Annotated in this window: 20 protein-coding genes and 1 pseudogene; 19 read left to right on the forward strand and 2 right to left on the reverse strand. The window is 59.3% G+C overall.

What is annotated here, in order from left to right; translation table 11 throughout:
• Window positions 1-199: 199 nt before the first annotated feature.
• The 16 genes and pseudogenes from glyA (at window position 200) to parE (ending at window position 16873) form a co-directional block, all read left to right on the forward strand.
• A complete protein-coding gene (glyA, locus tag DKW72_RS12715; protein ID WP_111642845.1) occupies window positions 200-1465 on the forward strand; it encodes a serine hydroxymethyltransferase in 1266 nt (421 codons plus the stop codon).
• Window positions 1466-1639: 174 nt separating this feature from the next.
• Window positions 1640-2092: a 30S ribosomal protein S6 gene (rpsF, locus tag DKW72_RS12720; protein ID WP_111642761.1), complete on the forward strand. Its 453-nt coding sequence runs from the start codon at window positions 1640-1642 to the stop codon at window positions 2090-2092.
• Window positions 2093-2094: 2 nt separating this feature from the next.
• The gene (gene rpsR, locus DKW72_RS12725; RefSeq protein WP_111642762.1) at window positions 2095-2325 is read left to right on the forward strand and encodes a 30S ribosomal protein S18; all 231 of its coding nucleotides are present in this window, start codon (window positions 2095-2097) and stop codon (window positions 2323-2325) included.
• Window positions 2326-2333: 8 nt separating this feature from the next.
• The gene (locus DKW72_RS12730; protein ID WP_157960485.1) at window positions 2334-3179 is read left to right on the forward strand and encodes a YybS family protein; all 846 of its coding nucleotides are present in this window, start codon (window positions 2334-2336) and stop codon (window positions 3177-3179) included.
• A 48-nt stretch (window positions 3180-3227) separates the two neighbouring features.
• Window positions 3228-3674, forward strand: coding sequence for a 50S ribosomal protein L9 (gene rplI / locus DKW72_RS12735; protein WP_111642764.1), 447 nt, complete (start codon window positions 3228-3230; stop codon window positions 3672-3674).
• Window positions 3675-3813: 139 nt separating this feature from the next.
• Entirely contained in the window at window positions 3814-5211 is a 1398-nt protein-coding gene (gene dnaB / locus DKW72_RS12740; protein WP_111642765.1) for a replicative DNA helicase, read from the forward strand.
• 250 nt (window positions 5212-5461) lie between these two features.
• Window positions 5462-6325 carry a pantoate--beta-alanine ligase gene (gene panC, locus DKW72_RS12745; RefSeq protein ID WP_111642766.1) on the forward strand — a complete coding sequence of 288 codons (864 nt, stop codon included), beginning with the start codon at window positions 5462-5464 and terminating at the stop codon, window positions 6323-6325.
• A gap of 26 nt (window positions 6326-6351) precedes the next feature.
• Complete coding sequence (panD, locus tag DKW72_RS12750; protein ID WP_111642767.1) at window positions 6352-6732, forward strand: aspartate 1-decarboxylase; 381 nt, start codon at window positions 6352-6354, stop codon at window positions 6730-6732.
• A gap of 295 nt (window positions 6733-7027) precedes the next feature.
• Entirely contained in the window at window positions 7028-8236 is a 1209-nt protein-coding gene (manD, locus tag DKW72_RS12755) for a D-mannonate dehydratase ManD (protein WP_111642768.1), read from the forward strand.
• A gap of 110 nt (window positions 8237-8346) precedes the next feature.
• Complete coding sequence (locus DKW72_RS12760) at window positions 8347-9825, forward strand: mannitol dehydrogenase family protein (RefSeq protein ID WP_111642769.1); 1479 nt, start codon at window positions 8347-8349, stop codon at window positions 9823-9825.
• A 382-nt stretch (window positions 9826-10207) separates the two neighbouring features.
• Window positions 10208-12145, forward strand: a complete 1938-nt coding sequence (acs, locus tag DKW72_RS12765) for an acetate--CoA ligase (protein ID WP_111642770.1) — start codon at window positions 10208-10210, stop codon at window positions 12143-12145.
• A gap of 47 nt (window positions 12146-12192) precedes the next feature.
• On the forward strand, window positions 12193-12819 hold the full coding sequence (locus DKW72_RS12770) for a class I SAM-dependent methyltransferase (RefSeq protein WP_111642771.1): 627 nt from the start codon (window positions 12193-12195) through the stop codon (window positions 12817-12819).
• Between the two features lie 34 nt (window positions 12820-12853).
• Window positions 12854-13441, forward strand: a complete 588-nt coding sequence (smrA, locus tag DKW72_RS12775) for a DNA endonuclease SmrA (protein WP_111642772.1) — start codon at window positions 12854-12856, stop codon at window positions 13439-13441.
• Window positions 13442-13562: 121 nt separating this feature from the next.
• Window positions 13563-14351, forward strand: a pseudogene (cpdA, locus tag DKW72_RS12780) (3',5'-cyclic-AMP phosphodiesterase); the annotation flags it as partial.
• 9 nt (window positions 14352-14360) lie between these two features.
• On the forward strand, window positions 14361-14948 hold the full coding sequence (locus DKW72_RS12785; RefSeq protein WP_111642774.1) for a YqiA/YcfP family alpha/beta fold hydrolase: 588 nt from the start codon (window positions 14361-14363) through the stop codon (window positions 14946-14948).
• A gap of 35 nt (window positions 14949-14983) precedes the next feature.
• Window positions 14984-16873 carry a DNA topoisomerase IV subunit B gene (gene parE / locus DKW72_RS12790; protein WP_111642775.1) on the forward strand — a complete coding sequence of 630 codons (1890 nt, stop codon included), beginning with the start codon at window positions 14984-14986 and terminating at the stop codon, window positions 16871-16873.
• A 50-nt stretch (window positions 16874-16923) separates the two neighbouring features.
• On the opposite strand, the gene DKW72_RS12795 is transcribed toward parE, so the two are convergent.
• Together DKW72_RS12795 and DKW72_RS12800 are read right to left on the reverse strand one after the other, a co-directional pair.
• A complete protein-coding gene (locus DKW72_RS12795; protein ID WP_111642776.1) occupies window positions 16924-17646 on the reverse strand; it encodes a hypothetical protein in 723 nt (240 codons plus the stop codon).
• 113 nt (window positions 17647-17759) lie between these two features.
• Window positions 17760-20102 (reverse strand): fatty acid cis/trans isomerase, encoded by a 2343-nt coding sequence (locus DKW72_RS12800; RefSeq protein ID WP_111642777.1) that lies wholly within the window; start codon window positions 20100-20102, stop codon window positions 17760-17762.
• 114 nt (window positions 20103-20216) lie between these two features.
• Here DKW72_RS12800 and DKW72_RS12805 point away from each other — a divergent pair, with 114 nt between their 5' ends.
• The 3 genes from DKW72_RS12805 (at window position 20217) to pelA (ending at window position 24540) form a co-directional block, all read left to right on the forward strand.
• A complete protein-coding gene (locus DKW72_RS12805; RefSeq protein ID WP_111642778.1) occupies window positions 20217-21554 on the forward strand; it encodes an MFS transporter in 1338 nt (445 codons plus the stop codon).
• Window positions 21555-21575: 21 nt separating this feature from the next.
• Window positions 21576-23192, forward strand: a complete 1617-nt coding sequence (locus DKW72_RS12810) for a carbon-nitrogen hydrolase family protein (RefSeq protein ID WP_111642779.1) — start codon at window positions 21576-21578, stop codon at window positions 23190-23192.
• A 121-nt stretch (window positions 23193-23313) separates the two neighbouring features.
• Window positions 23314-24540 (forward strand): pectate lyase, encoded by a 1227-nt coding sequence (gene pelA, locus DKW72_RS12815; RefSeq protein ID WP_111642780.1) that lies wholly within the window; start codon window positions 23314-23316, stop codon window positions 24538-24540.
• The last annotated feature ends 76 nt before the right edge of the window (window positions 24541-24616 follow it).

Genomic DNA, 24616 nt, shown 5'->3' on the forward strand with positions numbered 1-24616 from the left:
ACGCATCCCGGCCTTAACCCAAACTGAATGACTCAACGTATGAGCCACATTAACACCGTTCATGAGTATTTTGCATGGAACACCCCTGAGTGAATAGTGTACAATTCGCGCTCTTTTTTAGTTGGGTGTCCTCGCCTTTCCAAACGGTTTTTTACATTTACTTACGCCAGCACCGCGCTGGCCGATGCAGGGTATTGCCATGTTTGACAAAAGCCAGTCCATTGCCGCTTACGATCCCGATATCTGGTCCTCCATTGAGCACGAAGGTCGACGTCAGGAAGAGCATATCGAGCTGATTGCCTCTGAAAACTACACCAGCCCGCTGGTGATGGCGGCACAGGGCAGCAAACTGACCAACAAATATGCCGAGGGCTACCCGGGCAAGCGTTACTACGGCGGCTGCGAGTACGTGGACCAGGCCGAGAGCATTGCCATCGAGCGCGCCAAGCAGCTGTTCGGTGCCGATTACGCCAACGTTCAGCCGCACTCGGGCTCCCAGGCCAATACCGCTGTGTATGCGGCCCTGTGCAAGCCCGGTGATACCATCCTGGGCATGAGCCTGGACGCCGGCGGTCACCTGACTCATGGCGCCAAGCCCAACTTCTCCGGCAAGATTTACAATGCCGTGCAGTACGGCTTGAATCCCGAGACCGGCCTGCTGGACTACGAGCAGGTAGAGCGCCTGGCGCTGGAACATAAGCCGCGCATGATCGTCGCCGGCTTTTCCGCCTACTCCCAGGTGATGGATTGGCAGCGCTTCCGCGACATCGCCGACAAAGTGGGGGCTTACTTACTGGTGGATATGGCCCATGTGGCGGGTCTGGTCGCGGCGGGCGTCTACCCCAGCCCGGTTCAGATCGCCGACGTCACTACCTCTACCACTCATAAGACCCTGCGCGGTCCGCGCGGCGGCATCATCCTGGCCAAGGCCAATGAAGAGATTGAGAAAAAGCTCAACTCGGCAGTTTTCCCGGGCGGCCAGGGCGGCCCTCTTATGCATGTGATCGCCGCCAAGGCCATTAGTTTCAAAGAAGCCATGACCCCGGAGTACAAGACCTACCAGCAACAGGTGGTCAAAAACGCTCAGGCCATGGCCAAGACCTTTATCGAGCGCGGCATCAAAATCGTCTCGGGTGGCACGGAAAACCACCTGATGCTGGTGGATCTGATCGGCAAGGCGTACACCGGTAAAGACGCCGACGAGGCCCTGGGCCTGGCCAATATCACGGTCAACAAGAACGCCGTGCCCAACGACCCCCGTTCGCCCTTTATCACCTCGGGCCTGCGTGTCGGGACCCCGGCGATCACCACTCGCGGCTTTAAAGAAGATGAGTGTACCCAGTTGGCCAACTGGATGTGCGACATCCTCGACGCCCTGGAAGCCGGCAGTGCCGATAAGGCCATTGAGGCCACCAAAGCCAAAGTACTGGAGGTGTGCAAGCGCTTCCCGGTCTACGGCCAATAAGGCCGCGGCCCCCGGGCTTCAGCGTCGGGGTGGCTCTGGTCACTTTTTAACCTTGCATCGCAGGGGTAAAGTCCCTAGAATAGCCGCCCCTTAACGGGCCCCGCATCGGTGGGGCCTCTCCTTGTCTCACCGGTGCCCCGTGCATTGGGAGGCTTTAACCCGTAAGGAGCTACAATGCGTCATTACGAAATCGTGTTTATGGTCCACCCGGACCAGAGTGAACAAGTGCCCGGTATGATCGAGCGCTACACCGCTGCCGTTAAAAACGGTGGTGGCCAGGTCCATCGCCTGGAAGACTGGGGCCGCCGTCAGCTGGCTTACCCGATCAACAAAATCCACAAGGCTCACTACGTGCTGCTCAACGTTGAGTGCACCGAGGAAGCCCTGGAAGAGCTGACCACCAACTTCCGTTACAACGATGCCGTGCTGCGCAGCATGGTCATCCGCGAAGACGAAGCCGTTACCGGCGAGTCGCCGATCCTGAAGGCGGAGAAAGAAGGTCGCGAGCGTAAAGCCCGTCCGGCCCGTCGCGAAGACAACCGCGATGACAACGACTCCGACGACGCCTCTGACAGCAAGCAGAGCGCCGAGTCTGACGAATCCGCCAACGAAGAGCAGGAGGTTTAACCATGGCTCGTTTTTTCCGTCGTCGCAAGTTCTGCCGTTTCACCGCTGAAGGCGTCAAGCGTATCGATTATAAAGATATCGAAACCCTGAAGGCCTACATCACCGAAACCGGTAAAATCGTGCCCAGCCGCATCACCGGCACCAAGGCCAAGTACCAGCGTCAGCTGTCGACCGCGATCAAGCGCGCTCGCTACCTGGCCCTGATTCCGTACACTGATAGCCACGACAACTAAGTTTTACCATGCGTGCACTGGCAAATTTTATTATGCGCAGTCGCACGCGAGCCGCAGTGGTCGCCCTTTTGGGTAATTGGGTGCCACTGATAGGCCCGGCGACAATCTCCCTGGTGGGATTGCGGATGGGCTTGCGCGAAGGCCTGCTGATTGCCGTTTGGGGCCTGTTGCCGGCGCTGTTGACGCTGCTGTTTAGCGACTTCAGCCCGGTTATGCCCCTAATGACGGTGGCTGCCGTGGTAACAGCGCTGATCGCAGCGCAAATCCTGCGGGTCAGTGCTTCCTGGCCCCATGCGCTGATGAGTTTGGTGGCCCTGAGTGTTCTGGCGGCGCTGACTGTCTCCCAGCTGGCGCCTGAGGCTCTGGCCAGTATCGCGGTCGTGCTTCAGGAACTCCTGGACAGTCTCCAGGATGAGGCCGCCGAGGGCTTGGCAGTGGGTCAATCCACGGTGTTGGGGCTGATCGCCTATGGCGTTGCCTTCAGCACCTTGCTCGGGCTGCTGCTCGGGCGCTGGTGGCAGGCCCTGCTGTACAACCCGGGCGGGTTTCGCCAGGAGTTTCACGGGTTGCGCTTGCAGGCGCCCCAGGCCATTGTCAGCTTGGGTGCCGGGGTCTTCGCTCTGTTTCAGGGACCGGAGTACGGGGTTTGGGCAACGGTTTTTACCCTGCCCTTGACGCTCGCCGGGTTGGCGTTGTTTCACGGCCTGGCCGCACGCCGAAAACTGGGAACCCCGTGGTTGGTAGTCTTCTACCTGCTATTGGTATTTGTTCCCCCGGCGGGCCAGTTACTGATCGCTGTGGCTTTTGTCGATACATGGCTTAATTTTCGCGGACGGGTCAAGCCCAAGCAGTAAAAGAGCTGCCGTTCGTCAGATAGATGACAACATTAGAGGGTTAACGAGATGGAAGTTATTCTGCTCGAGAAAGTGAGTAATTTGGGTAATATTGGCGATAAAGTCGCCGTTAAGTCGGGCTTTGGCCGCAACTTCCTGTTGCCCCAAGGCAAAGCGGTTCCGGCAACGGCCGCCAACCTCGCCGATTTTGAAGCGCGCCGCGCTGAGCTGGAAGCTGCTGCTGATGCCAAAAAAGCCAACGCTGAAGAGCGTGCGGCCAAGCTGGCTGAAATCAGCGTGACCATCGCCGCCAACGCCGGTGACGAAGGCAAGCTGTTCGGTTCTATTGGCACCCGCGACCTGGCTGACGCCATCACCGCCGCGGGCGTTGAAGTGAGCAAAGCTGAAGTCAAACTGCCGGAAGGCGCACTGCGCGAAGTGGGCGAGTACGAGATCGACGTACAGCTGCACGCCGAAGTGATGCAAACCGTCAAGCTGACCGTTGTGGCCGAGTAAGTCCGCCGCTCGGCCTTAGGGCCGGACTGCTGACAAGCACAACGAAATCGGGCACACTGCGACAGCTACCGCTGTCGCGGTTGCCCGATTTTTTTATGCCGGCCATGGCCGCACAGGGATACAAGAATACTGACTCGCTATGTCTGACGCCCCCTACGAAATTCCCGACAACGAGGCCGAGAGCCCGCTGCTGACCCAGGCACCACCGCATTCAGTGGAGGCCGAGCAGGCTGTGCTCGGCGGCCTGATGCTCGACAACAAGCGCTTCGACGCGGTGCGCGAAGTGGTATCCGAGGTCGACTTTTACCGGGGTGACCACAAGGCGATCTTCCGCATGATGTCCATCTTGGTGGAGCAGTCGGCGCCGCTGGACGTCATTACACTGTCCGAAGAGTTGCATCGCCACGATGAGCTGGAGCGGGTCGGCGGGTTGGGCTATCTGACCGAGCTGGCCGCCAACACCCCGAGCGCCGCCAACATTCTGGCTTACGCCCGCATTGTGCGTGAGCGCTCCACTCTGCGCCAACTGATATCCGTGGCTCAGGAGATCAAGAAAACCAGCTACAGCCCCGCGGGCCTGGACGCGGATGACCTGCTCCAATTGGCGGAAAAGCGCATGGCCGAGATCGCCGAGGATCGCCCGAAAGAGGGCGGTCTGCTCGGGGTCAACGACCTGCTCAAGGAGGCTGTGGCGCGCATCGACGAGCTGTTTCGCTCCGGGGATGACATCACCGGGGTGACCACCGGCCTGGCGGATCTGGACGAGCGCACCTCCGGCTGGCAGCCGGGCGAGTTGATCATTCTGGCGGCGCGGCCGTCCATGGGTAAAACCGCGCTCGCCCTCAATTTTGTCGAAAGCGCGCTGTTCAGCCAAAAACAGCCGGTGCTGGTGTTCAGCATGGAGATGCCCTCGTCGGCGCTGGTGATGCGGATGATGTCCTCGGTGGGGCGAATCGATCAGGGCCGGATTCGCAACGGTAAACTTACCGAAGAGGATTGGCCCAAGCTGTCGGCGGCCGTGTCCAAAATCAAGGACAGGCCCCTGTTTATTGACGATACCCCAGGCTTGACCCCCCAGGAGGTGCGCGCCCGTACCCGGCGCATCGCGCGGGAGCACGGCAATCCCAGCCTGATTATGATCGACTACCTGCAGTTGATGCAGGTGGCGGGCTCCACCGAGGGCCGGACCCAGGAAATCTCGGAGATCTCACGCTCGCTCAAGGCCCTGGCCAAGGAGTTCAGTTGCCCGGTGGTGGCCCTGTCCCAGCTTAACCGGGGGGTGGAGCAGCGCCCCAACAAGCGCCCCATGAACTCGGATTTGCGGGAATCGGGCGCGATCGAGCAGGATGCGGACGTGATCCTGTTTATCTACCGCGACGATTACTACAACGAGGACAGCCCGGATAAGGGCATCGCCGAGCTGATTTTGGGTAAGCAGCGGAACGGCGAGATAGGCACCTGCCGGGCGGCCTTTATCGGCAAATTCACCCGTTTTGAGAACCTTGCGCCCGAGTATTTCCAGCAGGACGAGTATTGATTCCGGTTGAGTGGCTCATTGTCGGATTACGCCTCGGCTAATTCGACCTACATAAACATTGGCATTTTGCTCCCTGTAGGTCGGATTAGGCGCAGCCGTAATCCGACAAAAAACGGCACACCCTCTCATTTGCCCTCAATGCGCAAAAAATGTACATTTTTGGCACAAAAGTGTATTATCGCGCGCCCGACCGGGGCTCCGCCCCGAAACGGCGGGGCCGAGCCGCAAACAACACCCCAGGTTAGACTTCATGCAGGTTTTCCATCATATCCAAACGTTGCGCGACGCGCTGGCCAAGGAACGCCGGGCCGGTAAGCGCATTGGATTTGTGCCCACCATGGGCAACCTGCACGAGGCGCATCTGGCGCTGGTTGAGCGGGCTCAGCAGAGCTGCGAGGTCACGGTTGCCAGTATTTTCGTCAATCCGTTACAGTTCGGATTGAATGAGGACTGGGACAAGTACCCTCGGACCTTGGCCGAGGACACCCGCAAGCTGGAAGGAATCGGCTGCGATTACCTGTTCTGCCCGGATGAGACGGAGATTTACCCCAATGGCATGGCGGAGCAGACCCGGGTGGTGGTGCCCACCATGACCGACGTGCTCTGCGGCGCCAGTCGCCCCGGGCACTTCGAGGGGGTCACCACGGTGGTGACCAAGCTGTTCAATATTGTTCAGCCGGATGAGGCGGTATTCGGCGTCAAGGATTTTCAGCAGTTGGCTGTGATCCGGCGGATGGTCGAAGACCTGTGTATTCCGGTGCAGATTATCGCCGGGGATATCGTGCGCGAGGCCGATGGCCTGGCCCTGAGCTCGCGCAATGGCTATATCGGTGACGATGAGCGCCCGTCGGTGTCTCAGCTTTACCAGAGCCTGCTGTGGATCAGCCAGCAGATAGAACAAGGCCGGCGGGATTTTATCGCGCTGGAAGACGAGGCCCGGGAACAGATTCGCCAGGCCGGGTTCAAGCCCGATTACATCACCATCAGCAACAGCCGGACGCTCGAGCCGGCCGCCCATGATGACCGGGAAATTACTGTATTGGGCGCCATGTACACCCGTGCTGCGCGCTTGATTGACAATGTCTCTCTGGTGCTGGATCGGCCGCAAGGCTGATTTGGCGCACGATCACTGGAGGAGCTATGCTCTCGACAATGCTGAAAGGCAAACTGCACATGGCCGCGGTCACCCAGGCCGAGCTTTGGTATGACGGCTCCTGCGCCATCGATGCGGATCTGGTCAAGCTGGCCGGGCTGCGGGAGTTTGAGCAGATTGATATCTACAACGTCAATAACGGCGAGCGCTTTACCACCTATGTGATTCTGGCCGAGCCGGGCTCCGGCACCGTTTCCATGAACGGCGCTGCCGCACGCAAGGTGCAGGTGGGGGACCGGGTGATCATCGCCGCCTATGCCCAGTACGAAGAGGCCGAGCTGGCCAAATTCAAGCCCAAGTTGGTGTACCTGGATGAGCGCAATCGGGTAGAGCGCACCACCAATACCATTCCTGTCCAGGTCGCCTAGTCTCTGTTTGGGTGCCTCAGTGTCGGATTACGCTGCGCTAATCCGACCTACTCGAACAATGGTGCGTCGTCTCCAGTAGGTCGGATTAGCCCGAAGGGCGTAATCCGACACTGAGGCGCCGAACCCGGCTTACCAGCCCCCAGTCTGAATCGCCGCCACCCCGCCCCCTTCGGCTCGCTGAACGACATCTGACTCGCCTCTGAGCGATAATTCAGCCGCGGGCTCGACCAATCCGAAGAAACCCGCTAGAATTGGCCTGACCACTTTACCTTTGGCGGCCTGTTGCGGAGATTTCATGAAGATCATCAACTGTAAAACCATCATCACCTGTCCCGGGCGCAACTTCGTCACGGTCAAAATCGAGACCGACGAGGGCGTTTACGGTATCGGCGATGCCACCCTCAACGGCCGTGAGTTGGCGGTGGTGGCCTATCTCGAAGAGCACCTCTTTCCCTGCCTGATCGGGCGCGACCCGGCGCAGATCGAAGACATCTGGCAATACCTCTATCGCGGTGCCTATTGGCGTCGCGGTCCGGTGACCATGACCGCCATTGCCGGCATAGACACCGCCCTCTGGGATATCAAGGGCAAGGTGGCAGGTCTGCCTCTGTATGAATTGCTGGGCGGGCGCTCGCGGGATGGCGTGATGGTTTATGGTCACGCCAACGGCGTCGAAATCGAGGAGACTGTGGACGAGGTCGCCAAGTATATCGACTTGGGTTACAAGGCCATTCGGGCCCAATGCGGGGTGCCTGGGCTGCCTTCCACCTACGGCGTCGCCAAGGACAAGATGTACTATGAGCCTGCCGACGCGGAGCTACCTTCCGAGAACGTCTGGTCGACCGAAAAGTACATGAAGCACGTGCCCCAGCTGTTCGAGCGCCTGCGGGATAAATTCGGTTTTGATCATCACCTGCTGCACGATGTCCACCACCGGCTCACGCCGATTCAGGCCGGACGCCTGGGCAAGGACCTGGAGCCCTACCGGTTGTTCTGGATGGAAGATGCCGTTCCCGCGGAGAATCAGGAAAGCTTCCGCCTGATCCGCCAGCACACCACCACACCGCTGGCGGTGGGGGAGATTTTCAATACCATCTTTGACTGCCAGCAACTGATCACCGAGCAGCTGATCGACTACATCCGCACTACCGTGGTCCATGCCGGGGGCATCACGCATTTGCGCCGGATTGCCAATCTCGCGGACCTCTACCATGTGCGCACAGGCAGTCACGGAGCCACCGACCTGTCACCGGTGTGCATGGGCGCGGCCCTGCACTTCGACACCTGGGTGCCCAATTTCGGGATTCAGGAATATATGCGCCACACCCCGGAAACCGACGAGGTCTTCCCCCACGACTATCACTTTAAAGACGGCTATCTGCACGCCGGCAGCAAACCCGGTCACGGGGTTGATATCGACGAGACCCTGGCAGCGCGCTACCCTTATAAGCCTGCCTATCTGCCGGTCAACCGTCTTGAAGATGGCACCATGTACAATTGGTAGATCGTTGACAGCAAATATAGTAATTTAGACTATTTGGCGTCCGCGCCCCCCTTGCCGAGCGGGGTGTGGGCACGGAGTAGTGCATCATCAATCGAGGAGTATTCGCAATCGTGACCGACCGTCTCAGCAGTGCCACCCTGGCCCGAGTTCCCGCTTCTATTGAAACCCCCCGCTACGACCGCACAAGCCTAAAGCCGGGCATTGTCCACCTGGGCCTGGGCGCCTTCCATCGGGGACACCAGGCCGAGTACACGGATACGGTATTGAATCAGTCCGGGGGCGATTGGGGCATCATCGGGGTAAGCCTGCGCTCGCCGGCCGTGCGGGATCAGCTGGCGCCACAGAACGGCCTTTATACCGTTGTGGTGCGCGACAACGACGAGCGTCGTCTGCGGGTGGTGGGCTCGGTCACGCAGGTCATGGTCGCGCCGGACGACCCGGCCGCTGTCGTCGCCGCGATGGCAGACCCGGGTATCAAAATCGTATCCATCACCGTCACCGAGCGGGGCTACTGCCACGACACGACCACAGGCAACCTCAACCTCGGCAACCGGGACATCCAGTCCGACCTGGCCAGCCCCGAGGCCCCGAAAACCATCGTCGGCCTGATCGTCGCCGCACTCCGGGCGCGCCGTGCCGCCGGGCACAAAAGTTTTACGGCCCTGAGCTGCGACAACCTGCCGGACAACGGTGAAGTCCTCAAGCGGGTCATAACCCAGTACGCCGCCCAGCTCGATCCGGCGCTCGCAGACTGGATTGGTGAGCACACCGCCTTCCCGAGCACCATGGTGGATCGCATCGTACCGGCCACCACCGACGCCGACCGCGACGAACTGACACAACGGCTGGGTCTGCGGGACGAGGGTGCCATTTTCACGGAGCCCTTCAGCCAGTGGGTGATTGAAGACGACTTTGTCGATGGTCGCCCGGCGTGGGAAAACGCCGGTGCCCAATTGGTAGAAAGTGCCGAGGCCTTTGAGAAAATCAAACTGCGCCTGCTCAATGGCGCCCACTCACTGATGGCCTATTCCGGCTATCTGGCCGGCTATGAATTCGTTCACGACGTCATGGCCGATCCCGCCTTCGAGACGATGGTCACACAATTTCATGCCAAGGATGCGGGCGAAACCGTGAATGCGCCTGGCGATTTTGATATCGAAGCCTACAAGGCGCAACTGCGCGCCCGTTTCCACAACACCGCCCTGCGACATCGCACCTTTCAGATCGCCAGCGACGGTTCACTCAAGCTGCCCCAGCGCCTACTCTACCCGCTGCGCGAGCAGCTGGAACGCGGCGGCGCCATCGACATCATCTGCCTGGCGGTTGCGGCCTGGATCCGCTTCGCCACCGGCGAAGACGAAGCGGGCCAAGTCATCGACATCAACGATCCCCTGGCGGACACCCTCAAGACCACCCTCGCACCCCACAAAGGCGACCCGGCCGCCATGGTCAAAGCCGCCCTCGCCCTGGACGCTGTGTTCGACACCGACCTCCAGCACCAGCCCCCCTTTGTCGACGGCGTCACCCGCTGGCTCACCGCCTTCGACAAAGACGGCGTCCGCACCACCGTCCAACACCACTTCGGATAACGCTGAGCGTCTCCGTTGACTGGTCGGGTTTGGGTTTAGTCTTTCAAGACACGCCGTAAACCCATCCCTGGGGGCTCGACACCCGCAGTCCCGCGGGTGACGGTCTTGAAAGACTAAACCCAAACCCTCGTGTGGTGGGTGAAGCTCAGAAGGGTAAATCCAGGGCGAAAGCGAAACCCCTTGGGCGACCGTCACCGACAGGATGTCGGTGTCGAGCCCCACGGATGGGTTTATGCGTGTCGCCCAAGGGGTTTCGCTTTCGCCCGCCCCCCAAACGACCCAATCACCCACCGCAAAAATACCGACAAGCTGGCCCGTCCTGACAATTTCTGCCAAACTAACTCAAAACCATTCGCCAAGAACAAGAGTCAGTGGAGGCCCAATGTCAGAGAAACACGTCTACCCGGTACCTGAACAATTTCGCGCTAACGCCCACATCAATGCCGAACAATACCGGGACATGTACCAGCACTCCGTCGACGACCCGGACAACTTCTGGGCCGAACAGGCCGAACACTTTCTCGACTGGCACAAAAAGTGGGACAGCGTCAGTAAAAGCGACCTGCGCAAAGGCGAGGTCAGCTGGTTCGCGGGCGGACAACTGAACGTCAGTGTCAACTGCATCGACCGCCACCTTGACCAGCGCGCCGAACAGACCGCTATCATCTGGGAAGGCGACGACCCTGCCGAAGATCAGCTGATTACCTACAAGGTATTACACCGGGAAGTGTGTCGCCTGGCGAACGTCCTGCGCGAGCGCGGTGTCAAGAAAGGTGACCGGGTGTGTATCTATATGCCCATGATTCCCGAGGCTGCCTATGCCATGCTCGCCTGCGCACGTATCGGCGCTGTGCACTCGGTGGTCTTCGGAGGCTTCTCCCCCGGCGCGTTGAAAGACCGGATTCAGAATGCCGACTGCCGTACCGTCATCACCGCCGACGAAGGCGTACGCGGCGGTAAAACCGTCCCGCTCAAAGCCAATGTTGAAGAGGCCCTGGCTGACTGCCCCAACGTCAGTACCTGCCTCGTGGTACGCCGCACCGGCGCCGACATCGAGTGGCGCGAAAAGCGCGATGTCTGGTATCACGAAGCGATTGCCGGTCAGCCCGAAACCTGCGATCCCGAGTGGATGGACGCCGAAGACCCGTTGTTCATTCTGTACACCTCTGGCTCCACGGGCAAACCCAAAGGCGTGCTGCATACCACCGGCGGTTACCTGCTGCAGGCAGCCATGACCCACAAGTACGTCTTCGATTATCAGGAAGGCGATGTCTACTGGTGTACCGCCGATGTCGGCTGGGTTACCGGGCATACCTATATTGTCTATGGCCCACTCGCCAACGGCGCCACCACCCTGATGTTCGAGGGTGTGCCCACCTATCCCGACGCCTCGCGCTGCTGGCAGGTAGTGGACAAGCACCTGGTCAACAGTTTTTACACGGCCCCCACCGCCATCCGGGCGCTGATGGGAAAGGGCAACGACTTCGTCACCAGCACATCGCGCGAGTCGTTGAGGGTGCTGGGAACCGTGGGTGAGCCCATCAACCCCGAGGCCTGGGAGTGGTATTACCAAGTGGTGGGCGACCATCGCTGCCCGATCATGGATACCTGGTGGCAGACCGAAACCGGGGGGCATATGCTCACCCCCCTGCCGGGCGCTGTAGACCTGAAACCCGGCTCCGCAACCCTGCCGTTTTTTGGTGTCCAGCCGGTACTGCTTGATGCGGAAGGCAAGGAGCTGGCGGGCCCGGGTGAGGGTAACCTGGCCATCAAGGCCGCCTGGCCAGGTCAGCTGCGCACTGTTTATGGCGACCACCAGCGTTGTATCGACACCTACTACAGCACCTATCCCGGCTACTACTTTACCGGCGATGGTGCCCGGCGTGACGAGGATGGCTACTACTGGATTACCGGACGGGTCGATGACGTGCTCAACGTCTCTGGCCACCGCATGGGCACGGCGGAAGTCGAAAGTGCCCTGGTCCTGCATAAGCAAGTGGCGGAGGCGGCGGTGGTAGGCTATCCCCATGACGTCAAAGGGCAGGGCATCTATGCCTACGTAACCTTGATGGGCGGCGAGGAGCCCAGCGATGGGTTACGCGCGGAGCTGGTGGCGTTGTGTACCAAAGAGATCGGGCCCATCGCCAAACCGGACGTCATCCAGTGGGCACCGGGGTTGCCAAAAACCCGCTCGGGCAAGATTATGCGTCGTATTTTGCGTAAAATAGCCGCCAACGAGTTGGACAACCTGGGGGATACCTCAACCCTGGCTGACCCGGCGGTTGTGGATGATTTGATCGAAAATCGTGCCAACCGGTAATCGTCCGGCAATGGTTCAACGTAAACAGCAGTAAATACGGGAGCAGTATGCCAAGCAAGCAGGCGACTTCGCGCACGGCTTTTGGTCTGACCATGCGCAAGAACACCCACCCACACATGCGGCGCCTGCGCCGCCAGCTGGGAGAAGCCGATATTCACGGCAACAAGGTCTGGCACTCCAGTCTGCTGCTCATGGATTACCTGAAAACCATCGACATGGAGCCGGGCTTGCGGGTGTTGGAGATCGGCAGCGGTTGGGGGCTGTCGGGCATTTTTTGCGCCAAGCGCTACGATGCCCAAGTGACTGCCCTCGACGCCGATCCCAAAGTGTTTCCCTACCTGGCCTACCATGCGGCGCTCAATGGCGTGGAGGTGGAAACCTGGGATTGCCGGTATGAAAAGGTGCGCAAGAAAGACCTAGAACCCTTCGATCTGGTGATCGCGTCGGACATCTGTTTCTGGGATTCTCTGATCAAGCCGCTGCAAGGGCTGATAAACCGGGCCCATCAAGTGGGTACCCGGGTGATTGTCACTGACCCCGGCAGGCCGACCTTTACCGCTGTGGCTGAGTGGTGCGAAGCCAAATTTGATGCTTACCACACCCCTTGGGAAATGAAGCGCCCCCAGGCAATGGTGGGCTATATCCTTGATTGTGACCCGGCCGAGGAGGACTGAGGCCGGGCGCGCTGGCGCTAAGCAGGCAGTAACCATGAACCAGAACGATCACGGCGATGACGGGTTTCGTGCCGCGATGCGCGATGTTGTTCGCCATCAGCCCGACAATCGAGTGGCCTTGACGGAAAAGCGCCCGTCGGCGGTCAGCCAGGCCAAACGCCGGGAAGCGGCTACCGAAGAGGTGCGTGCCGACAGCAACTTCCTGTCCGGTGACCACGTCGAGGCGGTTGATCCTCATGCCATTCTTGAGTTCAAGCGCGACGGGGTGCAGCACGGGGTCTACCGAAACCTGCGCTTGGGCAAATACACCATCGATGCGCGCCTGGATTTGCACCGTATGACCGTCGATACGGCGCGCCGCGCGGTGTATCAGTTCGTCAAAGACTGCATGGCCCACGATATCCGCTGTGCCTTGATCACCCACGGCAAAGGGGTGGGGCGCGAGCAGCCAGCGCTGCTCAAGAGTTGTATAGCCCATTGGTTGCCCCAGTTTGAAGAGGTGCTGGCCTTCCATTCGGCGCAAAAGCAGCACGGAGCCAGTGGCGCCACCTATATTCTGTTGCGTAAAAGTGAGCGCAAAAGGCTCGATAACTGGGAACGCCAACACAAACGCCGCTCCTGACGGCAGTCAGGTCACAAAAAACGCCAAAACCCGGCCCTTGGCTCTGGCGAAAAATCGGCGGACGGTTTAAGGTTGTGAGTGAGTGTAAGCGACCAATAACGGACGATATAACAGCGAGAGCGGCGTGCGCCTGATACAGATTACCGATTGCCATTTGGGCGCCCAGGACAACGACCAGTTACTGGGGCTGAATACGGATGAGAGCCTGGACGATGTGCTCCGCTTGATCGCGCGCGAACAGTCCACGGTTGACGCTCTGGTGTGCACTGGCGATATTGCCAGCGCGGGCCACGAACACTGCTACCAGCGTTTCGTCGATCACGTGCATCACTACTTTGACGTCCCGTTTGGCTGGCTGCCGGGCAACCATGATTCTGCGCGCCTGATGGCGGATATCGGTGTTACGCCGACGCCGGAAGCGCGAGTCATGCGCCTGGAGAATTGGCACATCATTCTGCTCGATTCCAGTGTTCCCGGGCATGTCCACGGGTATTTGGCGGACGATGAGCTGGCCTTTCTCGAGCGCAGCCTCAACGCCATCGGCGCGGGTGAACACGCTCTGGTGATGCTGCACCACCAGCCGGTGCCGGTGGGCAGTACCTGGATCGACCAATATATTCTTCGCAACGCTGAGGCCTTTTTTGCCCTCATCGATACCTCACCCGCTGTAAAAGCCATCTGCTGGGGCCATGTGCATCAGGACTTTGCCGCTGATCGCAACGGCGTGCCGTTACTGGCCACACCGGCAACCAGTATCCAGTTTAAACCCCACAGTCATGACTTTGCCGTTGACGATGCGCTACCTGGCTACCGTTGGTTCGAGTTGGCCGCCGATGGCGCTTTTACCACCGGTGTTTCCCGGGTGGCTGACAAGGCTTATGGTATCGATTACCAGTCTGCAGGTTACTGACCGGTAGCGATGACTTCACTTGTTTATATTCACGGCTTTCTGAGCTCGCCCGGGTCCTACAAAGCCCAGGCTACGGCCCGGTGGCTCAAGGCGCACCGGCCCGACATCGGCTTCTTTTGTCCCCACCTGACACCCTATCCGCGCCAGACTCAGCTCTATCTGGAAAATCTGGTGGAGTCGCTCCAGGCGGCGGGGCCGGTGGTGCTGATGGGCAGCTCCCTGGGCGGTTACTGGTGCACCTGGCTGGCGGAACGCTACGATCTCAAGGCGGTTCTGATCAACCCCTCGGTAAAGCCTTGGGCATTTATGCCGGAGTACCTTGAGGTTGACCTCAAAGGCTATCACACGGATGATAGCTACCGGCTGCACGCCCACCATGTGGACGAGATCAAAGCGGTCTACGTCGATGCGCTCACCCGCAAGGACAACTATTGGTTGTTGGCGCAGACCGGGGATGAAACCCTGGACTACCGCGAGGCCGTAGCGCGCTATCAGGGCTGCAAGCAAACCATTGAAGAGGGCGGCGATCACAGTTTTCAGAACTTTGACCGCCACCTCCCCGAACTCATCGCGTTTCTGGTCGCCCGCGACCGGTAACCCGGCAACACCTTACGGAATTCAGTCACCGAATTATGGCCAATTATTCTGCAGAAGATATTGAAGTCCTCACGGGGCTCGACCCGGTCAAAAAGCGCCCGGGTATGTACACCGACACCACTCGACCGAATCATCTCGCCCAGGAGGTGATCGATAACAGTGTCGACGAGGCGCTGGCCGGACACGCCAAAACCCTCGACGTGACGCTGCACAAAGATCACTCGGTTACCGTCAGCGACGATGGTCGCGGTATGCCTGTGGACATTCACCCGGAACAGGGCAAGCCCGGGATTGAAGTGATTCTGTGCACCCTGCATGCGGGGGGGAAGTTCTCCAATAAAAACTACCAGTTCTCCGGCGGTCTGCACGGTGTCGGGGTGTCGGTGGTCAACGCGCTGTCTACGCTGGTGGAAATCACCATCAAGCGCGATGGCAGCATTCATCGGATGGGCTTTCAGAACGGCGATAAAGCCACGGAACTGGAGGTGATTGGCAGCTGCCCCAAGCGCCAGACCGGTACCAGCTTACGCTTTTTGCCTAACCCCAAGTACTTTGATTCCCACAAATTTTCGGTCAGTCGCCTGCGTCATATCCTGCGCGCCAAGGCGGTGTTGTGCCCCGGGTTGACGGTCAACTTTACCGACGAGCAATCCGGTGAGACCGATACCTGGTACTACGAAGACGGTCTTAAGGATTACCTGCTGGCCGCTACCCAGGGCTGGGAAACATTGCCAGAAGCGCCGTTTACGGGCGAGTTCAGTGGCAAAACCGAGGCCGTAACCTGGGCCGTGCAGTGGCAGCCTGAAGGCGGTGAGCTGATTCAGGAGAGTTATGTCAACCTGATCCCCACCGCCCAGGGAGGGACTCACGTTAACGGCCTGCGCACGGGCCTGTTGGAAGCGCTGCGTGATTACTGCGAATTCCGCAGCCTGTTGCCGCGCGGGGTCAAGCTCGCACCTGAAGACATCTGGAACAACTGCAGCTTTGTGCTCTCTTCCAAACTGGCCGATCCCCAGTTTTCCGGTCAGACCAAAGAGCGCCTGTCCTCGCGCGAAGCGGCGGCGTTTGTCTCCGGTGTCGCCAAAGATGCGTTCGCTCTGTGGCTCAACCAGCATACGGAAGATGGCGACAAGCTCGCCGAGCTGTTTATCAATAACGCCCAGCGCCGGGTGCGTTCAAGCAAAAAGGTCGCGCGTAAAAAAGTCACTCAAGGCCCAGCCTTGCCGGGCAAGCTGGCGGACTGCGCCAGCGACGATCCGGCGCGCGGCGAGCTATTTCTGGTGGAAGGGGACTCGGCCGGCGGCTCGGCCAAGCAGGCCCGGGATCGGGAGTTTCAGGCGATCATGCCCCTGCGCGGTAAAATCCTGAACACCTGGGAGGTGGACTCGAACGAAGTCCTCGCCAGCCAGGAGGTACACGATATTTCAGTGGCCCTGGGCATCGACCCCGGCAGTGACGATCTGGAAGGGCTGCGCTACCACAAAATCTGTATCCTTGCGGATGCCGACTCTGACGGTTTGCACATTGCGACACTGCTGTGCGCGCTCTTCGTGCGCCACTACCGCCCGCTGGTGGAACGCGGCCATGTATTTGTGGCCATGCCGCCACTGTACCGTATCGATGTGGGCAAGGAAGTCTATTACGCCCTGGACGACAGTGAGAAAAGCGGTATTCTCGATCGCATCGAGGCAGAGAAAAAGAAAGGCAAGGTCAACGTCCAGCGTTTTAAAGGCCTGGGCGAAATGAACCCGCTGCAGCTGCGCGAAACCACCATGGCCACCGATACCCGCCGCCTGGTGCAATTGACCATCGAGGCAGACGACGAAACCGACAGTATGATGGATATGCTGTTAGCCAAAAAACGCTCGGGCGACCGCAAAACCTGGCTGGAGTCGAAGGGGAATATTGCGGAGATCCTGCTGTAAAAAATCAGGCGCCCTTGCGGCGCCTGACCTGTTTGAAGTCGGCGAGGGTATCAATCCTCAACCAGAAGTTCGAGATAGTACGACGTGCCACACACCTCGGTATAGTCGATAGTGGGATCGAGCGTGACGTCGTCCGGACAACCCCAAAACTCTTTGGAACCGACCGAGCCTTCGCCCTTGACGAAGACGCTCATGTAGACATCTTCGTACTCCTTGTCGTGCTCCATGACGATAACAACATCCTGGTAAGTACGAGCTTCAAAGCCGCCGCCCGGCTCAAAGGTGTAGCTGCTGTAGGGGCCGAACGCCACTTCACGTATGTCCTCATCGTCGATATAAGCACTGCCGGAATTGACGAAGCGCGGATACTGTACTTCAAAGCCCATCGCGCTCATAGAAATGCGATCGCTATGAATAGTGGCTGTCAGGGTAAAACCCATTGAGCTGGTAACGCTGACTTCATTGCCGTCGCGGGTCCAGGTTTCTGTGTAAGTGCCGTAGTCAATGTTTTCGCCGAGGTCGACGTCGTACTCCTGGTACGTGAGGGTGGCATTGCCAGCGGGAAAGCCGTACTCGACCATGTCGATGTCGCCGCTGGTGGCAAAGTTGCCATCGCCAATCGGAATTTGGGTGCCGCCGCCGTTACCGTTGCCGTTGGTGGGCTCGTCGTCGCTGCTACTGCTGCCGCAGGCTGTCAGCCCCAAGGCCAATGCGAAGGTGACAAGAAGGCGCAAAAAAGCGGCAGGGGGGGTGAGTTTCACTGCTAGGTTCATGGGTTTTCTCCTGTTCCATGGGTCAGCACTGGTGTGCCCATCACTCCCAGTGGAGAGCGATGTCATAAGTATACCGCCGAAGAAAAAGATAGTCGGTTGATAAATGCGCCAATCTAGCGGTTTTCCAGCCGGTTGTAATCCAGTAAACCCGCTTCACGGCGCTGATAGCCCAAATACCAGGCATGAATCCGGTCGCTGGTGGCCCAGAATTCCGGGTCGTTCCGGCGAATACCGTAGCGGTCGCGTAGCGCCCGGTAGTCGGTTTCGCTCGCCAGGGTGCCGATGCGCCGTGTGAAGTCCGCCAGCTCATCTTCCTCGACCCGCATAAAGGCGTTGGGGTAGGCGCCGATGATGCCGAAGGCGAGGGTGGTAGAGTCTGCTTCGGGCCGGCGCCGCTGGTTCTCCCAGAACAGCGACGACAGATTGCTGTAGGCGTTGTTGCGCAGCACGGTGAATACCCCCACCTCCGGGACCTCAATCAGGGTGGTCTGGGGCAGATAGCTGATGGCTGAGCCGCGCTGATTGTGCAGCTGGCTCAGGGTGTCGCGGGTACCTTCGCTCAGACCTTCGGGCCACTCGTGCTGGCGACTGAGGACCGGGTCGAGTCGATCGCGCAGGCGCTCGAACAGTTCCGCCTTCGGGTTGCCGCTCTGGTAATCCACGGCCAGGTCCGCCTCCAGACTTTTGATGTAAATCGACAGGTAATTCTCAATTTCATCTTCGGCGTCCCGGTACCAGTAGGCCACTTCGTTATCCTGGGCCTGCTCGGGCAGCAAGGCGATAAAGTTCATTTCTCCTTCGATCCGCAAAAAGTCCATATACAGTCGGCTGAGCAGTTGATGGGACACATTGCCGTAAACGTCGAAGCCGGCCACCAGCAGGTAATGAATGCGTTCGAGCAGCGGATAGTCGATCACCCAGGCGGTTTTCGGTTGCTGACCGATCAGGCCTTTGCTGACGGTGGCGCTATCGCTGTGGCGGAAGATGGTGAGTGCGGCATTGTCGTTGTTGCCGTCGCCGTCCCAGATCCAGTCGAGGCCGATTTCGCCGTTGCTTTCTTCGTCAATGCGGGTCTGCAAATGCTCGGCTTTGGCCGTAAGGAAGGCTTCCTGCTGGCGGGAGTAACGCCGCCAGTGACTGATGGGACGCCAGGTATCTCCCACCTCGGCGGGCAGGTGCAGTGCATCGGCGTTGTTGGCCAGGAACTCGGCGTCTTTGTGGGTGACCAGGTCTGGGTCGGTAAAGTACACCCAGAAGTGATCCTGAATCACGTTGAGAGCCACCTGGCCCCGGCAAACGGGGCCCTTGATAAAGTTCATGATGGTGAACTGGGCTTCGTCCAGCAGGAAGCGGTAGCGACCCTCGACGGGCAGGTCGGCAAAGGTGATAAAAGGGTTGGCCGAGCTTTTGGAATCATAGTCGGGCAGGGCGTCGACCTGAGTCGCGTCGCTCAAAAACCACTGTCGCCAATTGGTCTTGCGCGCCTCATCCAGTTTGTAGGGCAGGTGCAGTTTGGCAACCACGGCGGAATGATCGTGCCACAGGCGGTAATAGACCCGCTCAACCCCGGGATCGTCAAACGGGCGGCGGGTGCTGATGCGCTCAATGGGTTCGCCCGGCGGGGTTTTGGAGCGCACCAACTTGAAGTAGGTATCCGGTAGTTTGTCAAAATGGAGGTTGGCCAGGTACAGATGCTCGTACAGGTAGCGCGCAGTCAGCCGCTCGGCTTTGCTGCCGCCATTGAAAAACGCTTCCCACTCAGTCAGGGTCTCGTCAATGGCCGGGTTGAGGCGCACCGGCTTGCCCTCGGGGGCGCCCCGAGCGAGCCAATCCATGATTTTGTTGTGCTCACGCCGGTTCAGGCTGGGCAGCCCATAGGGCATACCCCACTGGGCGTAGCGGCGCTCGTAACGGTCCATCTCTTCCAGCTTCGGGCACTCTTGGCTACGGTTGGTTTCAAAATCGAAGCCTTCGAGCTCGGCGACATCGGTCGGCAGGGGATTGTCCTGCTTGAGTACCAGAAGGCGGGCCAGGACACTCGCCCGCTGGTTGGCTTCGGCATTGTTGTCGCGCTCGTTGAGCACCGGGTAAAAACCCTTGTCGCGCCACTCGGCAGTGCTTTGGGCATCCTCGAACATGCGCGTGAGGGTCGCTCCACTCAGGCGGGTGCCGTCGTACACCTTGTCCTTGTGGGCGCCGCGCAACAGACCGTCAAAGCTCTGGAGGTTGAGTTGGCAGGGGGCGTCGAAACAGCCGTGGCAGACTACACAGCGTTGTTCCACAATCGGGCGAATGTGATCCTGATAGTTGATCTCTGCCAGCGTTTCTTGCCGCTCGCGCGCCTGGGGTGGGCCATACTCACGGTCCCACTGGTTGACAGCGTAAGCGGTGCAGCCCACCGCCAGAATGACAAAGGCGCACAGGGCGAGGCGAGTCCAGCGGCGGTTCGGGCGCATGGTGCGGGGGGTCCCTGCGGTCGGAGGATTTCCGCCAGTATAGCGAAAGGACTGCGGCGTCGCACTGTCGGCGCTAACGGGCTAACATACGGCCTCCACTTGCGAGGAGTCAGTATGAGTCAAGAGTCAGCGCCCGATCACCCCTACCCGGACTATCCCCGCTTGGGCGCCTTTTATCAAAAAATCAACGAAGACGAGGATGCTCGGGTCTGCAAGGACATCCCGGAGAGTGCTTGTCGGCATCAGCCGCGCAACTATTTTGCGTACCTGGGCGCCAATGCCCTGAGCAAGATAGCCGATGAACTGTCCAGCGCGCGCCTGATCCTGCCCTGGCTGCTAGGGGCCGCGGGCGCCTCAAGCGGCTTTGCCGGTTTTCTGGTGCCGATTCGCGAGGCCGGCGTGCTGCTGCCGCAACTATTGGTGGCTGCCTGGATTCGGCGTCTGGCACGGCGCAAGTACGTTTGGCTGGTCGGTGCCTTATTGTCCCTGCTGGCGCTGGTGGGTATGGCGCTCTCGGGCGCGCGCCTGGAAGGGAATGCCGTGGGTTGGCTGGTGATCGGTTTGCTGGTGATCTACAGTCTGGCGCGAGGGCTCTGTTCGGTGTCGGCCAAGGATGTGCTCGGTAAAACCGTGTCCAAGACCCGGCGCGGCGCGCTTATGGGTTACAGCGCCAGTATTGCCGGCGTGGCGACCCTGGGTATCGGTATTTACACGGAGTATTTGCGCGGCGATGAGGCGGGCAGTGTCTTTACCCTGTTTTTGCTCGGTGCGGCGGGGCTGTGGGCGCTTGCGATGGTGCTGTTTGTACAGATACAGGAGGCGCCCGGGGCTACCGAAGGTGGCGGCAATGCCTTCAGCGAGGCGCTCAAAAGCGTGAGTCTGCTCTGGCGGGACCGGGATTTTGGCCACTTTGTGCTGGCGCGGGCACTGCTGCTCAGCTCGGCGCTGGCACCGCCGTTTTTTGTGCTTCTGGCTCAGCAATATACCGACAATATGACCGGTCTGGGCCTGTTGATCATAGCCAGCGGCCTGGCAGCGAGTCTGAGTGCGCCGGTGTGGGGCAAGATGAGTGACCGCTCCAGCCGCCGGGCCATGGCCCTCGCCTCAGCCGGGGCCGGAGCGCTCTGCCTCGTGGCGTGGCTACTGGCAGCGTTGGACGCGAGGCTGCTGACGTCGCCCTGGCTTCATGCCTTGCTGTTCCTCGGCATCAGTGTCTGCCACGGCGGCATTCGTTTGGGGCGCAAGGTCTATCTGGTGGATATGGCGACCCGCGAAACGCGCGCGAGTTATGTGGCGGTGAGCAATACGGTGATCGGCGTGCTAATGTTGGTGGCAGGCAGTATCGGTTTGCTCAGTATTTGGTTGGGGGTGGCGGGCGTGCTCGGCATTCTTGGTGTGGTGGCCCTGGTGGCGGCTATTTATGGTGCTCGGCTGAAAGATGTCAGCGGTTAATCGGTTGTAGGAAAAACGTTTATGGCACAGGTTTCAGAGAACAAACTCCAAAAGGCGGGCTCCCAGCTTACGGTGCGCAATGCCGTCCTGCAGGATGTCCCGGCAATTGTCGAGTTGTCCGACCGGGTATACAACCCTGTGGGCATGGAGGGGTACACCCACTCGGCCATTGTCGGCCAGATCAATAATTTCCCCCAGGGGCAGATTGTGGTTCTGGTGGATGAGACAGTGGTGGGCTACTGCGCCACCTTTCGGGTGTCCGGGGATATCGCGCTCAAGCCTCATACCTGGAATGAGATCACCGGCAATGGCTATGCCAGCCGTCACGATATTCACGGTGACTGGCTCTACGGGATGGAAGTCTGCATCGATAATGCCTACCGGGGCTACCGCATTGGTCAGCGCCTGTACAACGAGCGTAAAAAACTGTGTCAGTCATTTGGTTTGAAAGGCGTGGTGTTTGCGGGGCGCCTGCCCAACCTGCGTAAACGCATCAAAAAATGCAAGACTGTCGAGAACTACATTGATCAGGTAGTCCACAAGAAAATCAAGGATCCTGTGCTCAGCTTTCAGTTGCGCAATGGCTTTTCGGTCCACGGGGTGATTGAGGGTTATCTGGACGACGACCTCGAATCTATGAACTGTGCCGCGCATATGGTGTGGTACAACCCAAAAGTGCCTGCTGAAGACGACACCCCGGTGAAAAAGTACGGCGTGCGTATGCCTGACGTGGTGCGTATTGCCACCGTGCAATACATGCTGCGCAAGGTCACTTCTTTTGGTGAATTTATTAAAAACGTCGAGTACTTTGTCGATGTGGTGGCGGATTACAAAAGTGATTTTGTCGTCTTTCCCGAGCTGTTCACCCTGCAGTTGCTGTCCATTGAGGACCAGGAGCTCTCGCCCTTCGAGTCGATTGAAGCGTTGACCAAGTACACGCCTGCGATCAAGGAAGTGTTTCGCAATATGGCGCTCAAATACAACGTCAACATTATCGCCGGGTCGCACCCGACCCGGGTCGAGAACGGACGCATTGAGAACATTTCCTACATCTTTTTACGTGATGGCCGCTCCTTTGAGCAAGCCAAGATTCACCCTACGCCCAACGAGCGCTACTGGTGGGATATCGAAGGCGGCAGCAGCGTGCGCGCCATCGACACCGACTGTGGACCCATTGGGGTATTGATCTGTTACGACTCGGAATTCCCCGAGCTCGCGCGCCATTTGGTGGATCAGGGGATTCAGATTCTGTTTGTACCCTTTTGCACTGATGAGCGCCAGAGTTACCTGCGGGTGCGCTATTGCTGCCAGGCCCGGGCCGTGGAGAATCAGATTTACGTGGTGATGTCCGGTAATGTCGGTAACCTGCCTAACGTGTCGAACCTGGATATTCAGTATGCCCAGAGTTGTATTCTGACACCCTGCGACTTTCCTTTCGCCCGCGACGGTATTGCGGCCGATACCACGCCCAATGTTGAGACGGTGGCCTTTGCTGACCTGCGCCCGGAAGCATTGATTGGCGCACGCAACGGCGGCACCGTACAGAACCTGAAAGACCGGCGCCACGATCTGTATCAGGTGTTGTGGAAGGGTGACAAGCGCCGTCGCCGGCGCACACCGGGCTCCAAGAGCCGCTAGGGAGTTATCCACAGCGGTGAATGGGGGCCGGGGACAAAACTTAACATTTCCTGTCTGGCCGGGGCCACACCGGACTTGTTAGTGTCAAAGGCGATAATACATAAAACCCAATGAGAGACTTATGAAAATACTTCTATCGACCTTAGCGGTGGCAGTGGTCGCCGGCGGCCTGTCCGCCTGCCAGCCCTCTGCCACGGCGCCTTCGGCGCCCTCAGAGGCCCATAGTCATGGGGTGAACGCCGATTCGGCGGCCTGGCAGGCCTATCTTGAACGCTCCGAGCATTGGGCCAGCATAGACCGCGACTATATCGAAGCTGAGCTGGCCGCACTGGGCTGGGAGGAGCAGGCTATTCCGACCCGCGCCAATCGCTTTGGCTTCAACGTGCACCCGGATCTTGATTGGTTTAATACCGATGAGGGCCGGCGCATCATGAACAATGTGCTCAGTTTTCAGACGCCCTCCGGGGGCTGGTCAAAACGCACCGATATGAGTGAGCGCCCGCGTCAGCCGGGAGAGGCCTTCGGCAATGAGCCCAAGTATGTGCCCACCTTCGACAACGACGCCACCTTTGCGCCCATGCGTCTGCTCGGGCGGGCCCACCACGCCACTGGCTCTGAAAAGTACGCAGAAGCCTTTATTCGCGGCTTGAATCTGGTGATTAACGCCCAGTATCCCAACGGTTGCTGGCCCCAGATTTACCCGCTGCACGGGGGCTATCACGACCACATTACCTTTAACGACGAAACGGTCGAGAACAATATTCACATGCTCACCTGGGCGATTGAGGGCGGCGACGATGCGCCTTTCGATTTTGTGTCCGATGAGCTGGTCGAGCGCGCGCGCGTGGCAAGACAAAAAGGCTTTGAGTGCATCACCAACTCCCAGGTCGTGGTGGATGGTGAGGCTACCATCTGGGCCGCTCAGTATAATCGGTATACCCTGGAGCCGGATTGGGCGCGGGCGTTTGAACCGCCGTCGCTGGCAACCGGGGAAAGCGGTTCGCTGTTGATCTTTCTGATGGGACTGGACGAGGTGCCCGAGCACCTGGTGCCGGTAATCCACGACGCAGTGGCCTGGTTTGATGCGCACAAAATTGAAGGTTACGAGTGGGATCGGCGCGAGCGGGTGGTGCGCGCCAACCCGAATGCCGAGCCCATCTGGGGGCGTTTTATCGAGGTCCCCAGCATGCGTCCGATCTTCGGTGATCGCGATGGCTCCATCAATTATGACGTCATGGACATTTCCGAAGAGCGCCGCCGGGGGTTTGGTTGGTACACCGACAATGGCAACGAGGTGTTGGCGTTGTACCCTGAATGGCGCGAGCGCTTTCCCGATCCGCGCGAGTGACGCCTTGGCGTAAAATCACTTATTTTTGCAGACACAATAAGCCCCCGTTTGGGGGCTTTCTTGTATCAGTAAGTGT

Origin of the sequence: Marinimicrobium alkaliphilum, from assembly GCF_003259155.1 — a bacterium.
Taxonomy (GTDB): Bacteria; Pseudomonadota; Gammaproteobacteria; order Pseudomonadales; family Cellvibrionaceae; genus Marinimicrobium_A; species Marinimicrobium_A alkaliphilum.

Coding starts and splice junctions, on each gene's coding strand:
- glyA (WP_111642845.1), top strand. CDS start 200: ATGTTTGACAAAAGCCAGTCCATTGCCGCTTACGATCCCGATATCTGG.
- rpsF (WP_111642761.1), top strand. CDS start 1,640: ATGCGTCATTACGAAATCGTGTTTATGGTCCACCCGGACCAGAGTGAA.
- rpsR (WP_111642762.1), top strand. CDS start 2,095: ATGGCTCGTTTTTTCCGTCGTCGCAAGTTCTGCCGTTTCACCGCTGAA.
- DKW72_RS12730 (WP_157960485.1), top strand. CDS start 2,334: ATGCGTGCACTGGCAAATTTTATTATGCGCAGTCGCACGCGAGCCGCA.
- rplI (WP_111642764.1), top strand. CDS start 3,228: ATGGAAGTTATTCTGCTCGAGAAAGTGAGTAATTTGGGTAATATTGGC.
- dnaB (WP_111642765.1), top strand. CDS start 3,814: ATGTCTGACGCCCCCTACGAAATTCCCGACAACGAGGCCGAGAGCCCG.
- panC (WP_111642766.1), top strand. CDS start 5,462: ATGCAGGTTTTCCATCATATCCAAACGTTGCGCGACGCGCTGGCCAAG.
- panD (WP_111642767.1), top strand. CDS start 6,352: ATGCTCTCGACAATGCTGAAAGGCAAACTGCACATGGCCGCGGTCACC.
- manD (WP_111642768.1), top strand. CDS start 7,028: ATGAAGATCATCAACTGTAAAACCATCATCACCTGTCCCGGGCGCAAC.
- acs (WP_111642770.1), top strand. CDS start 10,208: ATGTCAGAGAAACACGTCTACCCGGTACCTGAACAATTTCGCGCTAAC.
- DKW72_RS12770 (WP_111642771.1), top strand. CDS start 12,193: ATGCCAAGCAAGCAGGCGACTTCGCGCACGGCTTTTGGTCTGACCATG.
- smrA (WP_111642772.1), top strand. CDS start 12,854: ATGAACCAGAACGATCACGGCGATGACGGGTTTCGTGCCGCGATGCGC.
- DKW72_RS12785 (WP_111642774.1), top strand. CDS start 14,361: ATGACTTCACTTGTTTATATTCACGGCTTTCTGAGCTCGCCCGGGTCC.
- parE (WP_111642775.1), top strand. CDS start 14,984: ATGGCCAATTATTCTGCAGAAGATATTGAAGTCCTCACGGGGCTCGAC.
- DKW72_RS12795 (WP_111642776.1), bottom strand. CDS start 17,646: ATGAACCTAGCAGTGAAACTCACCCCCCCTGCCGCTTTTTTGCGCCTT.
- DKW72_RS12800 (WP_111642777.1), bottom strand. CDS start 20,102: ATGCGCCCGAACCGCCGCTGGACTCGCCTCGCCCTGTGCGCCTTTGTC.
- DKW72_RS12805 (WP_111642778.1), top strand. CDS start 20,217: ATGAGTCAAGAGTCAGCGCCCGATCACCCCTACCCGGACTATCCCCGC.
- DKW72_RS12810 (WP_111642779.1), top strand. CDS start 21,576: ATGGCACAGGTTTCAGAGAACAAACTCCAAAAGGCGGGCTCCCAGCTT.
- pelA (WP_111642780.1), top strand. CDS start 23,314: ATGAAAATACTTCTATCGACCTTAGCGGTGGCAGTGGTCGCCGGCGGC.